General features: G+C 69.6%; 16 protein-coding genes and 2 pseudogenes. 9 read left to right on the top strand and 9 right to left on the bottom strand.

Annotated elements, in window-relative coordinates:
• Positions 1-32: 32 nt before the first annotated feature.
• Positions 33-275, bottom strand: a complete 243-nt coding sequence (locus ACFC8N_RS40140) for a hypothetical protein (RefSeq protein WP_356028143.1) — start codon at positions 273-275, stop codon at positions 33-35.
• 141 nt (positions 276-416) lie between these two features.
• A complete protein-coding gene (locus ACFC8N_RS40135; protein WP_376294180.1) occupies positions 417-1115 on the bottom strand; it encodes a hypothetical protein in 699 nt (232 codons plus the stop codon).
• Between the two features lie 521 nt (positions 1116-1636).
• On the opposite strand from ACFC8N_RS40135, the gene ACFC8N_RS40130 reads away from it, so the two are divergent.
• Complete coding sequence (locus ACFC8N_RS40130; RefSeq protein WP_376294178.1) at positions 1637-2365, top strand: hypothetical protein; 729 nt, start codon at positions 1637-1639, stop codon at positions 2363-2365.
• 1351 nt (positions 2366-3716) lie between these two features.
• Positions 3717-3995, top strand: a pseudogene (locus tag ACFC8N_RS40125) (hypothetical protein); the annotation flags it as partial.
• On the opposite strand, the gene ACFC8N_RS40120 reads toward ACFC8N_RS40125, so the two are convergent.
• Genes ACFC8N_RS40120 through ACFC8N_RS40110 form a run of 3 tightly spaced genes read right to left on the bottom strand, consistent with a single transcriptional unit; the run spans position 3974 to position 5506 of the window.
• Positions 3974-4639 (bottom strand): dihydrofolate reductase family protein, encoded by a 666-nt coding sequence (locus ACFC8N_RS40120; protein WP_362817499.1) that lies wholly within the window; start codon positions 4637-4639, stop codon positions 3974-3976. The pseudogene ACFC8N_RS40125 and the gene ACFC8N_RS40120 overlap by 22 nt on opposite strands.
• Positions 4639-5160, bottom strand: coding sequence for an SRPBCC family protein (locus tag ACFC8N_RS40115; RefSeq protein WP_376294175.1), 522 nt, complete (start codon positions 5158-5160; stop codon positions 4639-4641). Before ACFC8N_RS40115 ends, ACFC8N_RS40120 begins: the two co-directional genes overlap by 1 nt.
• Complete coding sequence (locus tag ACFC8N_RS40110; RefSeq protein WP_071380999.1) at positions 5144-5506, bottom strand: helix-turn-helix transcriptional regulator; 363 nt, start codon at positions 5504-5506, stop codon at positions 5144-5146. Before ACFC8N_RS40110 ends, ACFC8N_RS40115 begins: the two co-directional genes overlap by 17 nt.
• A gap of 330 nt (positions 5507-5836) precedes the next feature.
• Between ACFC8N_RS40110 and ACFC8N_RS40105 the strand changes: the two genes are divergently transcribed.
• Positions 5837-6190 (top strand): hypothetical protein, encoded by a 354-nt coding sequence (locus ACFC8N_RS40105; RefSeq protein WP_376294173.1) that lies wholly within the window; start codon positions 5837-5839, stop codon positions 6188-6190.
• A 106-nt stretch (positions 6191-6296) separates the two neighbouring features.
• Here ACFC8N_RS40105 and ACFC8N_RS40100 read toward each other — a convergent pair whose 3' ends face one another.
• From ACFC8N_RS40100 to ACFC8N_RS40090, 3 genes are all read right to left on the bottom strand, one after another.
• Positions 6297-6890, bottom strand: coding sequence for an IS3 family transposase (locus ACFC8N_RS40100; RefSeq protein ID WP_376294171.1), 594 nt, complete (start codon positions 6888-6890; stop codon positions 6297-6299).
• On the bottom strand, positions 6887-7234 hold the full coding sequence (locus tag ACFC8N_RS40095; RefSeq protein ID WP_376294170.1) for a transposase: 348 nt from the start codon (positions 7232-7234) through the stop codon (positions 6887-6889). The genes ACFC8N_RS40100 and ACFC8N_RS40095 overlap by 4 nt, the downstream gene beginning before the upstream one ends.
• A 500-nt stretch (positions 7235-7734) precedes the next feature.
• Positions 7735-8697 (bottom strand): GlxA family transcriptional regulator, encoded by a 963-nt coding sequence (locus ACFC8N_RS40090; RefSeq protein ID WP_376294167.1) that lies wholly within the window; start codon positions 8695-8697, stop codon positions 7735-7737.
• Positions 8698-8768: 71 nt separating this feature from the next.
• On the opposite strand from ACFC8N_RS40090, the gene ACFC8N_RS40085 reads away from it, so the two are divergent.
• Positions 8769-9443 carry an HD domain-containing protein gene (locus ACFC8N_RS40085; protein ID WP_376294165.1) on the top strand — a complete coding sequence of 225 codons (675 nt, stop codon included), beginning with the start codon at positions 8769-8771 and terminating at the stop codon, positions 9441-9443.
• 47 nt (positions 9444-9490) lie between these two features.
• A complete protein-coding gene (locus ACFC8N_RS40080) occupies positions 9491-9913 on the top strand; it encodes a Rid family hydrolase (protein WP_356028123.1) in 423 nt (140 codons plus the stop codon).
• 1023 nt (positions 9914-10936) lie between these two features.
• Here the strand turns inward: ACFC8N_RS40080 and ACFC8N_RS40075 are convergent.
• Positions 10937-11583, bottom strand: a pseudogene (locus tag ACFC8N_RS40075) (NADPH-dependent F420 reductase).
• Between the two features lie 81 nt (positions 11584-11664).
• Here ACFC8N_RS40075 and ACFC8N_RS40070 point away from each other — a divergent pair.
• The 4 genes from ACFC8N_RS40070 (at position 11665) to ACFC8N_RS40055 (ending at position 14895) form a co-directional block, all read left to right on the top strand.
• Complete coding sequence (locus tag ACFC8N_RS40070; RefSeq protein ID WP_376294273.1) at positions 11665-11961, top strand: winged helix-turn-helix transcriptional regulator; 297 nt, start codon at positions 11665-11667, stop codon at positions 11959-11961.
• A gap of 140 nt (positions 11962-12101) precedes the next feature.
• Complete coding sequence (locus ACFC8N_RS40065) at positions 12102-12686, top strand: TetR/AcrR family transcriptional regulator (RefSeq protein ID WP_376294162.1); 585 nt, start codon at positions 12102-12104, stop codon at positions 12684-12686.
• Between the two features lie 78 nt (positions 12687-12764).
• Positions 12765-14111 (top strand): MFS transporter, encoded by a 1347-nt coding sequence (locus tag ACFC8N_RS40060; RefSeq protein ID WP_376294160.1) that lies wholly within the window; start codon positions 12765-12767, stop codon positions 14109-14111.
• A gap of 25 nt (positions 14112-14136) precedes the next feature.
• On the top strand, positions 14137-14895 hold the full coding sequence (locus tag ACFC8N_RS40055) for an SDR family NAD(P)-dependent oxidoreductase (protein ID WP_376294271.1): 759 nt from the start codon (positions 14137-14139) through the stop codon (positions 14893-14895).
• Positions 14896-15076 lie beyond the last annotated feature (181 nt).

The raw sequence follows: 15076 nt of genomic DNA, 5'->3' as shown, positions 1-15076 counted from the left end.
CAGCGCGGCGGCAGATGCGGTACCGGATGTACTCAGTGGCCGGCCTCCCGGCCACGGTGCGGTCCGGGCTGCTGAGGACAGTGCGCCTGCTGGTCGTCCTCGCGCACCGGGTGCGGTTCGTCAGCATCGTCCCGGTCGGCACAGCGGCTCTTGCGGGCGCGGGAGTCGTCGGCCGCCTTGGTGAACGCGTCCCGGAGGTGGCGCAGTCGCTCGGCCGTGGGATCGAGGGCTTCCACGTCGGTACGGGACTCCCGCAGGGCCCGCAGCGCCGTCATGTCGACCGCCGCCTGCCGGCCGGCCTCCGGCTCCGGCTCCGGCTCCGGCTCCGGCTCCGGCTCCGGGTCGCCGTGCCCGGGGCGGTGGCCGGGGGCGCGAGCAGCTGCTCGGGCATCGCCGCCTGCTGGTGCACGACGACGTCATACGCCCGGCCCCGCACGCCAGCGATGGTGGTGCGCAGCTGCTCCCGCACCACCGCGCCGGCGAGGACCGCCCAGTCGTAGCTCAGCGGGAGGCGGGGGATCTCCCACTCCCCCGCCGTCTGGTCCGGGTCCGGGGCGCAACTGGCGCGCTGGGATCGGCCGGGGCTGCCGGTTCGGGTCGTGCGCGAGGGTTGGTGGGCGGCGCCGGGCAGGAAGGTCGGACAGCGCCCACCGTGCGGCGTGGAGGCGGTAGCCGGACTCCAGGCCACGCACGGTCTTCGGCTCGCTGACATCCAGGCAGTGGGTGAAGAGAGCGGCGGCCACGATCTGGACGTCCAGGCCGGGGTCGCGGCGTCGGCCGCGCAGAACAAGGGCGAGGTGGCGGCGGGCTTCGGCGAGCAGGGGCCGACGGTGGAACCGGCCGCCGTCGTTCATCACGAACACCGTCGCGGTGACGTCGACGGCCGCCTGGGCGACGTCGACCACGGCGGCGACCCGGGACCGGATCTCCGCAGCCGCAGCACGGGCGTACTTGAGGAGGGAGTTGATGACGTCGACGGCCACCCCGGAGGTGAGGATCGCGCTCACCTTCCACCACGCGCGCAGCTGCGCGAGCGGCCGGGCCTTCTGCTTCGGCGGGTGGGTCTTGCGGGCGGTGATCTGGTTCAGCTTGGCGCGGGCCCGCTCGGAGACCACGGGCAGGAACCGCGGCTCGCCGTCGTCGTCGACGGCGGTGACCTACTCGCGCTCCAGCTCGGAGAGGCAGGCGGCGATCTGGTCATTGCGCCGGGAGGTCCAGCGGATCAGCTCGTGCGGCACCCCGGCAATCTCCATCACCGGCCGGCGCCCAGCCGCTTATGACGTACGTAGCCAGTCGGCTCACCGCGATGCTGGGGTCTCGTGCCGGGCTGTACGGCGAGCAGGCTTTGGCGCAGCCGCTCCCTTAACACGGATCAGTCATGGCTTGCGTAGCGACACGCAGCCGGCAGAGGGTGAGCAGGCGTCAGCAGTTCATCCGGGAGGGCTAATGGTCATTCAATCTGCCTGGTCTTCGAGTTGCTTCACATTCTGACAGGGCACCAGGCAAGGCCGTATATACCCCGGTCGGCCCCCATCGCACAGCTTTCAACATGACCCGATATGACAGCTGTGAGTACGTTTGGTCGCAGTCGGCTGACGAGCCGACGTCTCCGAGATATCCAGACAGGAGAGGCGACATGAAGCTCGCTCGTTCCACCATGGTGACCGCAGGTGTCTCAGCCGCCGCGGCGCTCGCCGTGACCGGCATCACCTACGCCTCGGCGGCCTCCGCCCCGGCACCCCAGGCGGTCCCGGCCGCCGCCTCGGCAGCGCCCTTCGGCGGCGACTCCGGACAGAACAAGGCCAACAACAACGAAGGACAGGGCAAGGGCAACGAAGGAAGGGGCAACGAAGGCCGGCGCGAGGAAGGCCGGCGCCACGAGGACAGAGGCCGGATCGAGATCAACGAGCGGTCCTACTCCGCCCACCCCGGCGACTGCATCACCGTCGTCAGCGGCCTGGGCGCCAAGACCCTCAACATCCGCAACGAGAGCCACAAGCGTCTCGAGGTCTTCCGCGGAGCCGTCTGCGACAACGGCGCCCCCATCGCCACCGTCGGCCCCTGGAGCTCCTCCGACGGCGTCTGCCCGAGGATCAAGGACGAGGACGAGAAGAAGAACGGGGACGAGAACGAGAACTGCGAGGAGCGCGAGCACCACGAGAACGGCGAGCACGACGAGAACGGCAAGCACGACGAGAACGGCAAGCACGACGAGAAGGGCGAGCACCACGAGAAGACGGAGGACGGCGTGAAGGTCAAGAACGGAGTCGTCGCCAGCTTCCGCGTGGTCTGCGACCACGACGACCGCGGTGAGGGCGGCCGGGGCGACGAAGGCGGCCGGGGCGGCGAGGGCGGCTGGGACTGACCCCGAAGCCGAGCAGCCCAATACGGGGCCCCGGCCCGCCGCAATCGGGCCGGGGTACTCCCACCCCATTGTCCGACAACCTACATGCCACACACGCACCACCGGCCCGGAAACCAGGCGTTCGCCCCTGGCCCCCGGGCCGACGCTCTTTCCCCTGTTGGTCGATCCACCTGGAGATTTCCGCCCCGAACGCTTCCCGCGGCACATCTGACCGCGCCCACGCCACCCGTTTCCCTCCCGGCGTTTCCACCGCCCCGAACGGGTGAGAAAGGGCGGAACCCACCCGCCAGGAGGCCGACCCGCGATCCAGGACATGTGCAGCCACCCCGGTGAGCCCGCCGTCCATCAACCGCCCCGGCTGGTGCGGCTGGTGGACTCGGTCGCCGTGATGCCGCACGGCGACCCTGCCGTCATCCGCGGCCGCGTCTTCGGAACCGTGCAGCTGCGCCACACCGAACGCGGCACCCCCGCCGCCCGGTTCACCGTCGTGCAGGTCCGCCGCGAGTACGACCGCACCCGAGGCCAGTGGCACGACGGCCAGCCCGTCCCGGTCATCTGCACCGTCACCGGACCTCTCGCCGGGCACGTCGCCGAGTGCCTCACCGACTCCGTCCACGTGATCGCCACCGGAAACCTGGCACTGCGCGACAACATGACTCGGCCCGGCCCAGGTCGGCGTAGACCTCGCCCACCACGTCGCCTCCATCGACGACGCCCTGCCCGCCGTCCTCGCCGGCCGCGCCCCCGCCCCAGCAACACGTGCGAGCGCCGCACCCGAACCCGCTCACCACGCCCGGCCCGCCCGCGCGGCCGCAGCTCCCGCCGCCCAACCGGCCGCCGACTGGTGGCAGTCGCAGGCGCGCAGCTCCTGGGACGCCGTCACCGCGCCCAGCCGCGCCGCCCGCTGACTGCTCTCTCCCCCTCGATCCCGCGCCGCCCCTTTCACGGAGGTACACCGTGGCCAGCACCGCCCAGTCCGAGCGCGCCGCCCGCGCCGCGCTCGCCGTCCGCTTTCCCCCGCCAGGTCGCCACCCGTCTCGCCCACCACTCCACCAGCGCGTCTGGCTGTACGGCGTCCGCCACGACGCCACCGGCCGCCTGGCCCGGTACAAGCCGCGCGAGGGACTCGCCAACTCGCAGCCGACGTGCCGGTTCGTCATCCCGTCGGACGAGGTGTGGCCCGCCTCCCTGTCCGACCTCGGTGCCGACTGCCCCCCCCTTGGACTGTGGGTGCGCGGGCACGAGCAACTGCCCCGGCTGACCGCCCGCGCCGTGGCCGTGACGGGCAACCCGAACGCCACCGCGCAGGCTCGTCGCCGAACGAAGGCCCTCGCCACCCGCAGCCGCCGAGGCCGGGCACGCAGTCACCGCCACACTCGCCTACGGCATCGACACCACCACCCGCCGGGCCGCCGCCCGGGCCGGGCGGGCAACACTCGCCGTCCGGCCGCGCGGCCTGGACCGCGCCCACCCGCACGACCACACCCATCTGCTCACCCCCATCCCCGCGAGCGCGCCCGTGCGATCCTCACAGCCGGGCAGTCAGCGTGGCCACACCCGCGGCACGTCGAGCGGCACGCCGGCACCTCAGCCCTGCGGGAGCGCGAGCTATCGCTTCTTGACGGTGTAGGTCAGGTGGGTCACCCGGGACGATGCGTTCGTGCGGCTCTGGTCGAGGGCGAGGCGGGCCGGGTCCACGCGGTCGAACAGGCGGATGCCGGTGCCGAACAGGACGGGCGCGAGGGTGATCGAGAATTCGTCGATCAGACCGCTGTCCAGGTACTCCTGGATCGTCTCTGCGCCGCCGGCGATGCGGACGTCCCGGTCGCCGGCGGCCTCGCGGGCCTGGTCCAGTGCACTGGCGATGCCGTCGTTGACGAAGTGGAAGGTCGTGCCGCCCGGCCGCTCCCACGGGTCACGCCTGGTGTGAGTGACGACGAACACCGGGGTGTGGAACGGAGCCTCCTCGGGCCATGCCAGCTCGCCGGCGTCGAACATGCGCTTACCCATGACGCTCGCGCCGGTGCGCTCGTACGTCGCCCGGGCGATGTCGTTGTCGAGTCCTTCCTCGCCGCCCTCGCCGAGCTTGAGGCTCTCCCGGAACCACCGCTGCGGGAACAGCCACGCCTGCAGCTCCGACCACTTCGCCATCCAGCGCTGGACCCTCGGGTCGTTCTGGCCTTCGGGCGAGAAGACGTCCTCGACAGGCACGGCCTCCGGCGCCATGAAGCCGTCGAGCGACATCGTCACGCTGAAGAACACCTTCCCTGCCATCAGCCCTCCGCTCCCTTCGGTGTGGTCTCGTTCCGGGTGAGTTCGGCGACGTAGGCCGCCAGGTTGCGCAGCGTCTGCTCGCCGCCCTCGATCGCGTGGTACTTCTCCACCGCCTCGTCGCGCAGCTCCTTGGTGGGGAACACCGCGCGCATCACGATCCGGGTCTCCTCGCCGGCCGGCTCGAAGGTCAGGACCGACTCGAAGGCGTTGGGGTCGTCGCGGGACTCGCCGTGCACCATCACGATCCGCTCCCGCGGGACGATCTCGGTCCAGGTGATCCACTCCTGGTAATCCGTCCCGTCCGGCCCGTGCATCACGAAATCCCAGACCCCGCCGATGCGGAAATCGAAGGACCGCGTCGTGGTGGTGAACCCTTCCGGCCCCCACCACCGCGACAGATGCCGGACCTGCGTGAACGCCTCGAACACCAGCTCCCGTGGGGCACCGATGGCCCGGGAGACCACGATCTCGCGGTCCGCGGTCGTGGGGTCGGGCTCGCCGCCGCTACTGGTCGTCGTCATCCGGTGGTTCCTCCTGCCGTGCTTGTTTCAGATCTCGCACGTACTCGTCCAGCCGGTCGAAGGTCTCGTTCCAGAACCGTTCGAAACCGCCCACCCACTCGTGGACCGGCCGCAGCCCGCGGGCGTCCAGGCCGTACAGCCGCTGCTTGCCCGCCCCGCGGACCCGCACCAGCCCGACCTCACGGAGCACCCGCAGGTGCTTGGACGCCTGCGGCTGGCTCATCCCCAGGTCCCGCGCCAGCTCGGTCACGGGCCGCTCGCCGCCCCGCAGCAGCAACAGGATCTCCCGCCGCTGCGGCTCGGCGATCGCGTTGAACGCGTCCGAGGTCGTCGCCGCTCGTGCCATGACGCCATCATATGCCTATATCGGCATGCGTCAATGACTGTGTGAGACGACAGCTTCCGCGCGGACTGACGCATCGCCGATCCGATCCGGCACGCCACGCAGTGCGGCGCGGCCGACCCCGGCGTCGTCTGCCCGGACGACGGTCCGGAGTTCACCGCCCTCGCAACCCAGGTGCGGGCGGCGCTGAAGAAGGATCCCCGCAAGAAGCCCGAACTGGCCCGCCGCGGCGGCCGCGCTGTCCGACGGCTGCACCGTTCACAGCCGATGACCACCGCTCGCTGCGCGCCTCGGGCAGCGGGCGCCCCCTTACAGTGGTTGGAGGAGATGACCATGGAGGCGAACCCCACCGCCCTGCTGCTCGACCTCGCCGCCCAGGCTCGGCGCGTGACCGATGCGGAAGCGCTGCACGACTTGCTGCCTGCGGGCCACCGCGCCTGGTGCGCGGTCGTCGCCGAGGTCCAGGCCGGCGTAGACCGGGAGAGCTTGAGCATGTCCGACGCCCAGCTCGCCGAGCGGTGCGCTGCTGCGGGCGCGCCGTGGGAACAGGAGATGACGCGCGGCGAGGCGGTCTCCGCTCTCGCTTTCGCGACCTGGGACGCCCCGCCGGCCGCCATGGCCTACACGGAGCTGGGTGAGCGTGCCGCGCGCTTCGAGGTGTGTCTGCTGGGCGAGGAACGGACGTAGGCCGGTTTGGCGTCGGGCTGGGCAGCAAACCACCTCGTTGGCATGATCGAACATGTCGCGCCGTCCGGGGCGGCGGCACCGGCTTGCCGATCCTTCCTGAAGGGGCTCAGATCTCTCCCGCCGAGCGGCTCGTGGACACCGCGCAGATCGTGTCCGAGTTCGGCACGAGCAAGCCCCGGATCAGCGACTGGAGCAACAACCCGGACAGCGGCTTCCCCGCAGTCGCACACACCGAGGGCCGCAAGCGGTTCTGGCACCACGACGAGGTGGCGGCAGTCTTCGCACAGCGCGCTCCGAACTTGGTGTTCGGCGCCGTGCCCGTGAAGTCGCGCCGGAACAGGTCCGGCACGGGTGCGGCGGATGGTTCGGGCACGGTGGTGACCTGGCGCTTGCGCAGCCGCAGCCGCAGCCCGGCGATACCGTACTTGCGCATGACCCGTCCGACACGCTTGTGGTTCACGCACTCGCCCCCGTCGCGAAGCTCGGCGGTGATCCGGGGCCGGCCGTACGTGCCGTCCCGCTCGGCGTGCACGGTCCTGATCCGCTCGGCGAGCGCGGCGTCCGCCCGCTCACGCGCGGCGCGGGCCTGGCGGCCGGCCCGCCATGTGTAGAAGCTGGAGCGGGCGGCCTCCAGCACGTGACACAACCGCTTCACGCCCCAGGCGTGGTGGTGGTCCTCAATGAACGTGAAGCGGTTCACCAGTTCATCTCGGTGGCGAAAAACTTCGTCGCCTTGCGCAGGATGTCCCGTTCGGTGGCCAGTTTCTGGTTCTCCTTGCGCACGGTCTTCAGCTCCGCGCGCAAGGCCGCTATCTCGGCCTCCAGCTCCTGCTGCGTGGCCTCGCGCACCGAGACGTCCTTCGTCTTGGTGCTCGTCGTGCCGCGCTCACCACGGCGGGCCCGCTCGGCCCGCACCCAGTTGCGAAGCGTCTCCCGGCTGACGCCCAGGTCCTTGCCGATGCCCTCGAACGTATGGCTCGGGTCCGACAGGTACGGCGCGACGGCGTCCGCCTTGAACTCGGGCGACCGTGAGCCCCGACGCAAACAAACATCGCTTGATCCTCTGTGTCGGCTGGTCACGGGCCAATGACTTCCTGAGGGGCGCGATCCCCCTGTGGCGTAGCCCATCAACCGGCCGTCGTGCTCATGGTGTTGAGCAGCGCAGGAGCTCGTTCTGGGAGCTCAGCAGGGTAGAGCTGGTCCCGGCCACACCACGACACCCCCACCCAAACACCGAAGAACCCAGCCCAGCCCGAGCCCTACACACTCAGCCCCCACCCTTTACCAAGACTCAGCAACAACTTTCAGCACCAAAACAGCGCCTCACTTTCAGCGCCCCCAACAAACCACCAGGCCAGACACACTGAAAACGAAACACCGAACCACTGAAACCCCCAACGCCGAACATCACGAGCAGGGTGGGTGGGTCGCGGGGGTCTTCGGCCTGGTCGGGGCGGCAAGGCCGCAGCGGGCAGTAGCCGGCCAGGTCAAGCTTGGCGGCAGCGACCCGTCTCCGAAACCCTTCGGTGTCGTGGTGGCCATTCTCAGTCCGAGCGCGGGACTGCTGCCGACGTCGAGCGTGTGAAGGTGCGGCGGTAGGCAGTGGGGGTGGTGTCCAGTGCGCGCCGGAAGTGCAGCCGCAGGTTGGCTGCCGTGCCCAGCCCGCAGTCCCGCGCCACCTGTTCCACTGAGCGGTCCGTGGTTTCCAGCAGTTCCCGCGCCCTGCCGAGCCGGGCGTTGAGCAGCCACTGCAACGGGGTCGTGCCCGTCTCCTCGCTGAACCGGCGCATGAAGGTGCGCTGCGAGAGACCCGCGTGCCGGGCAAGCACGCGCAGGGTGAGTGGCTCGCCGAGCCGGTGCAGGGCCCATCCACGGGTACCGGACAGCGACGCCTGACCGGCCACCGCGACGGGAGCCGGCACGTACTGGGCCTGCCCACCGTCTCGGTGGGGGGCGGCGACCAGACCGCGGGCGATCTGGTTGGCCACCTCGGCTCCCAGGTCGCGGCGCACGATATGCAGGCACAGGTCGATGCCGCAGCACACCCCGGCCGAGGTGAGCACGTCGCCCTCGTCGACGTAGAGCACGTCGCGGTCGACCGTGACAGCCGGGAAGCCCCGCTCGAACTCGTCGATGTGCTTCCAGTGGGTCGTGGCGTGCAGCCCGTCCAGTACGCCTGCCGCGGCCAGCGCGAACGCGCCCGTGCAGATCGACACCACACGCTTGCCTCGGTCGCGAGCTTCGCTCAGTGCATCGAGCACGGCGTCCGGCAACGAGAGGATCGGTTCGAATCCCGGCACGATCAGAGTGTCGGCGGTGCGCACCTGTTCCAGGCCCCCGTCGGCGACCAGTGCGAAGCCCGCAGTGGTGGCCACCTTCGCCTCCAGTGCACACAGGGTCATCTCGTAGCGGGTTTCCGGCCGGGTGGTGAAGATCTGCGTCGGGATCGCCAGGTCGAGTGGGGTGACCCCATCCAGCGCCAGGACCGCGACTCGATGCACTGTCATGGCAAGATTCTAACGAAGTTAGGAAATTTTGCCTCTCACCAGGTCAGGGCGGTCGCGGCCAGGCTGAAGACATGACCGGACGTACTCACGAGGCGACCGCCGACCCGATCACGCTGCCCGGCACACCGCTTGCCGACGCCGTCATGAACCTCATCCGACCGGTGGAAACGCCGTCCGTCTTCAACCACAGCATCCGCAGCTACCTGTTCGCCCGGCTGGTTGCCGGCCGCCTCGGCCTGACCGTCGGCCACGACTACCACGACGACCTGTTGTTCGCCGCGTGCGCGATGCACGACCTCGGCGTGGCCTCGGACGGCCCGCACAGCCAGCGGTTCGAGGTCGAAGGCGCCGACCGGGCCGCCGCATTCCTGATCGACCACGGAGTGCCCGCAGCCGACGCCGACCAGGTCTGGCAAGCCATTGCCCTGCACACCTCCCCGGGCATCGCGGAACGCCGCGGCACGCTGTGCGTACTCGTCCGCGAAGGCGTCGCCCTCGACTTCGGCGGCCCACTGGGCGCCGACCACGTCGACGCCGTCACCGACGAGCAGGCCGACGCCGTGCACGCCGCCTATCCACGCCTGGACATGGTCCGCTCACTCACCGACGCGATCGTCGCGCAGGCCGCGAGAAGCCCCAAGAACGCACCCCGGTACGCGATCCCCGGCGAATTCCTCCGCGAACGCGAGACCTTCGGCCGGACCCGACTGGAACACGCCTGCCGTTCGTCCCGCTGGGGCAACTGACTCCACGGACTCCACGACCCCGCCGACAAGGAAAAGGAAGCACCACAATGACCGTCCACACCGTCGAGGTCCCTGAGGACAACCCGGTCTTCGGGCAAACCACCAGCGCCTTCGCAAGCTTCGGCTATTCCGCCGCGGTCCGCGCGCACGGCCTATTGTTCATCGCCGGAACGATCGGTCGCCGCGCCGACGGAAGCATCCCGAACACCATCGAAGAGCAGACCGAGACCGCCATCTCGAAGATCGAAGAGATCCTTCGGCTGGAGAACCTCGACACCTCCGCCCTCGTCGACGTCACCAGCTACCACGTCGACATCCGCCAGCACCTGCCCGGCTTCATCGAGGCCAAACAGCGCCTCGTCAAAGCGCCGTACCCGACCTGGACGATCATCGGGGTCAGCGGCCTCGCCAGCCCCGGACTCCTCGTCGAGATCCGCGCGACCGCCGCGTATCCCGACGCACCTCGGTAGACGCGGCTCCCGGTCCCAAGAGCCCGCCCGTACGCCCCAGAACCCCCAATGGAGGGACTCCTCGTTGCCAGGTAGTGTCTTCCAGAGCCTCTGCGTGAAGCGAGAGCCCCGTTGAGTGAAGCCGTCCTCCACATCATTCCGTCTGACCCGTACTGGCGGCCCGATCAAGGGGCGAGCAGCCGTGCGGTCACGCTTGTGGAAGAGCTGTGCCCTGACCCGCTTGGACCCATCGAAATGGATCAGAGTGATGTTCCACAGTTCATGGATGGTGCTGGCCTGGAGTCCGTGTCGTGCCCTCGATGCGGAACGCGGCTCGACTTCCAGGGGTGGTAGAGCGCCAGGATGCACGAGGCGTACCAGGGCGGCAGTGCCTCAAGCCTTGCCGTGACGACTCCTTGCTGTGACACCAATACCACACTGCATGACCTCATATATAACGTTCGGTGTGGATTTGCTCGGTTCGGGATCGCGGTGTGGAGTCCCAACAGAGACATGCTGACTGAAGAGGAACTGGCCAGGGTCGGTGACGCCTTGGGCCAACCGGTCCGGCAGATCTGGTCTCGCGTCTGACCTTCCCCCTGGCCCCGTCGATGCTTCGGCTTCGGCGGGGCCTTGCGCACTCCGGAGGCGTGAACTCCGCCACGACGGCTATGGCCTGGGCCTGTCGAGATGGCCGGATGCGTAGTAGACCGTCCATGCCCGGCAGAAGAACCGTCCTCGGCGTACTCGCGGCCAACGCGGTCGTCTTCGGCCTGGCAGCCTGGCGGGTCGAAACCGACAGCCATGTCGTTCTCCCCGTAGTGGGGAGCTTGTCATGGCAGCCGTCAACCGAAACCGGACGCCCGCGAGGCGGCAGAACGCGTCACACCCACTGACTGACGCACCAAGCCACATCGGCCGCCATCGGGCGGCGTCTGTGCTGTGGCCTGCGGCCACCACACGATCATCATGAGTCCACACAGCCCTTGATGATCACGCAGTGGCCGTTCCCGTTCCCGTGCCGCTCTGACACCGGATCGCGAATCAGGCGAGATCAACCCCCGCGTACTCCAGCGGGGGCGCGATCGCCTGAGCATCCGCCCCTTCGCCCACCCACAGGCCTATCAGGAGCGCGGCCGTCGCCTCCAGCAGACCCGCCCGGCCGAGTCCCCCTCCGTTGACCGGGACACAGCCGAGGTCGCGGACAAGGAGCCGTACTGTTTCGAGGGCCAGTGCATCGTCACCGCAGAGCGGCACCGCGAGAGGGCGTCCGCGGAAGACCGGCGGGGTCAAACGCCACACGCTCTCATGACAGAGATTGAATCCTTGACCACGGACGCACCGGGCGCCGCAGCCGCGAGGCGCTCAGCCGCCGATGGCCCGCCCCAGGTCTCAAGGACGAAGCCCTGCGCCGGCGGGTTGGTGCAGTCGATCAGCGTCCGGCCTCGTACGGTGTTGGCCAGCTCGGATGCCACCCTGATCGCCACCGAGTACGGCACGGCCAGCAGTACCGCGTCCCGGCCGTGTTGAGTCGCCTCCCGCAGAGTCCCCGCCCGAGCGCCGATCTGGTCGGCCAGGGCCGCGGCGCGGCCGGCGTCTCGCCCACCCACCAGCACGTCGTGCCCCGCCTGCGACCACCGTGCACCCAGCACCCGCGCCATGTTGCCCGCACCGGCAATCCCGATTCTCATCAGCCCAGCCTCCTCGTGGTGATCCCGTAAGTCGGAATGGGGACGACACTAGGAAGCCGCTCGGGCACCAGATGGTAAGTGATCACTGATCAGGGCTACATCGCCGACTGCCGTGCCCGCCTCGCATTCGATCTGCTGGCCAACACCTGGAACGCGGTGGTGGTGTGGACGCTGCGCGATGGTCCCGCGCGACCCGGTGAACTGCGCGAACGGATCGGCGGGATCAGCCCCAAAGTCCTTACGCAGACCCTGCGCCGGCTCCAGTTCAGCGGGTTGGTGAAGCGCCAGACGTACGCAGGGTCGCCGCCGCACGTGGAGTACACCCTCGCCGGGTTGGGGCGAACGCTGCTGGAGCCCATCGAGGCATTCGGCGCCTGAGCCTTGGAACACGGCGAAGACGTGATGGCAGCCTGGGAGCGGGCTGAGGAAGCGGAGGCGTGATCGTGGTGGGGCCCTCACGCCAGGCCACGGCGCGCAGTTATTGACCGATCGTTCTAGATAGCTCTATGGTCTTCGGTGTGGGCAGAACCAAGGAATTCGATCCAGATGCCGCGCTGCAGTCGGCCCTTGAGCTGTTTTGGCGGCGCGGCTACGAAGCGACGTCGATGGCGGACCTGGTCGAGCACCTCGGCATCGGCCGCGCCAGCATCTACGCGACCTTCGGTAGCAAGCACGAGCTGTATCTGAAGGCCATGGACCGCTACGCCGAGACGCGCGATCCACTTCTTCTTGCCGAGTTGTCCCAGCCGGGCCCCGCACTGCCGGCGGTGCGGGCGATGGTGCGCCGCTTCGCCGCGGAGGCCTCCTCTCCGGAGAGGCGGCTGAACGGCTGCTTCGTCACCAATACCGCAGCCGAACTGGCCCCGCACGACCCCGCGGCGGCCCGCCGGGTCGAGATCAGCTGGGAGCACGTCGAGACCCCGCTGCACTCCGCGCTCGTCCGGGCCCAGGCTCAGGGCGAGCTACCCAAGGAACGTGATCCGCGCGCGCTGGCCCGCATGATTTTCGTCCTGCTGCAGGGCATGCGGATCGTCGGCAAGGCATCGAACGATCCCGCCCGAGTGCGGGACGCGGCCGAGCAGGCTCTGACCCTGCTGGACTGAATCACACTCATGCGGTCACCGGGACTTCCTTCAGCATGCCCAAATAACGAACCGATCGGTCAAGAATTTAGGGGGGACATGACCGCCACGGAGGCCGCCCGCGTCGCCACCATGCACCACCGATCCGCCTTCGTCCTCCTCGGCACTGTCCAGACCACACTGATCTTCACGCTTGCCGCGATCGCCGTGCCGCTGCCCCTCATCGGGCGCGAATTCGACCTGCAACGCGCCGACTTGTTCCTTCTCGGCACCGCCTATGGACTGACCTTCACCGGACTGCTGCTCTTCGGCGGACGCCTCGCCGACCGCTACGGCGGGCGGCGCGCCCTCACTGCCGGCCTTGTCCTCTTCACCGTCGCCTCGGCCACCGCCGCGCTCGCCCCCGGCATCGGGACGCTGCTCGCAGCGCGCTTCGCGCAGGGCGCGGGGGCGGCTTTGATCGCGCCCGCCGCCATGGCCGTGCTGCGCGCCGCCTTCCCCTCCCCTACCGCCTATGGCAGAGCGATGGCCACGTGGGGCGGGCTCTCGGTACTCGGCGCGACCGCGGGCAATCTGCTCTCCGGTCTCATCTCAGCGCTGCTGTCCTGGCGTTGGACGTTCGCCGTACCGGTCCTGGTGGCGGGCGCAGCCCTCGCCCTCACGCCCCGGCTGCTGCCGGACACCACGCCGAACCGGGGCAGGACTCTCGATCTGCCGGGAGCTCTGCTCGCCACCGCCGGGATCACCCTCGCCAGTTGCGGGCTCGTCGTCAGCGACGCCCAACCTTGGTCGTCGGTCGGCGTACTCGTGCCGCTGCTCGCCGGAGCCGTGCTGCTTGCCGCGTTCTGGTGCGCCGAGCGACGCGCCCGCGACCCGCTGCTGCCACCCCGCTTTTTGCTCGACCGGCGGCGGGCCCTCGCCCTCGCGGCCATCGCACTGAGCGCTTGCGGAACCTCAATGACCTTTGTGGTGCTCTCGCTCCACCTCCAGCAGACGCGCGGCTGGTCGCCGCTGCGAACCTCGGCGGCGTTCGTACCGTTCGCCGTTGCGCTGATCGCCTCAGGCCGTGCGGCACGACCGCTCATCGCGCGGTACGGGGCCCGATCCGTCACGACCGCCGGGCTCGGCACCGGCGGGGGCGGGCTCGCCGTCCTCGCGCTCACCGGGATCGACGCTCACGCCTCGTACGCCTATGGGCTCCTGCCGGGCCTTGTGCTACTGGCGGCCGGCGCCGCGGCCTCCTTCGCGGGAGCCGCCGTGCTCGCCACCGCAGGCGTGCCGCAGCAGCAAATCGGACTCCTGGGCGGCGTGCTGAACACCGCGATGGAGTTCGGCCCCACCGTCCTGTTCGCCCTCCTGCTCACGCTCGGCAGCGATGCCTGGTCCCTGGCCCTGACGGGGACCGCCCTCGCTGTCGTCGCCCTCCTGAACCACCGCACCAAGTAATCCATCACTCATGGGAGTCACCGAATTGAACCGCTTCACCGGCAAGACCGTCCTTGTCACCGGCGCAGGCTCCGGCCTCGGCCGCGCGATCGCGCTCGCCTTCGCCGCCGAGGGTGCATCCGTGGTCGCCGCGGGACGCACCGCTGCCTCCCTGGACGAGACGGTCGGCCTCATCGAGGCCGCCGGCGGCACCGCCGCCGCCATCACCGCCGACGTCACCGACTCCAGCCAAGTCCACAACCTCGTACGCGAGAGCGCCATCCGCTTCGGCGGACTCGACATCGCGGTCAACAACGCCGGGATACTCCGCGGCACCGTACCCGTCGGCGAGGTGGGCGAGGAGGACTGGGACGCGGTGCTGCGGACCAATGTCACCGGCGTCTGGCTGGCCATGAAGCACGAGATCGCGCACATGAAGGAGAACGGCGGCGGCGCCATCGTCAACATCTCCTCCAACCTGGGCGCACACCTGCGGATCCCGAATGCCGCCGCGTACATCACCTCGAAGGCAGCAGTCTCCGCGCTGACCCGCGCTGCCGCTCTCGACCACATCCACCAGGGCATCCGCATCAACGCGGTCAGCCCCGGCGCCTCCGCCGCTCCCATGTCGCTGCGGCCCGGCGAGACCGAGGCGGACCGCGCCGAGCGAGTGAAGACAGAAAACCCGCTCGGCCGGGTCGCGGAGGCCGAAGAAGTGGCCGCCGCGGTGCTCTACCTCTCCTCGACCGCGGCCGGCGCGGTGGTCGGCACCGACTTGGTCGTCGACAGTGGATCCTCAGCCTGAGCTTGTTCCTTGACCTCTCGCCTCGAACGGCACCGCGGACGTGATGACCCACAGTAGCGGCCATGTCGCTTCCGCGGTGCGTGCCACCCGTGCCCGGTCAGCGACGACGAGGGATCCCTACCTTGACCTGGGGTCATGTTACCGTCAAGACGTAAAGCGAGGGGTGTTCTCAGCCAAGCGA

Source organism: Streptomyces sp. NPDC055966, assembly GCF_042269865.1.
Lineage (GTDB): Bacteria > Actinomycetota > Actinomycetes > Streptomycetales > Streptomycetaceae > Streptomyces.
Note: the sequence above shows the minus strand (reverse complement) of the source record. Positions and strands in the feature narration are given on the sequence as shown.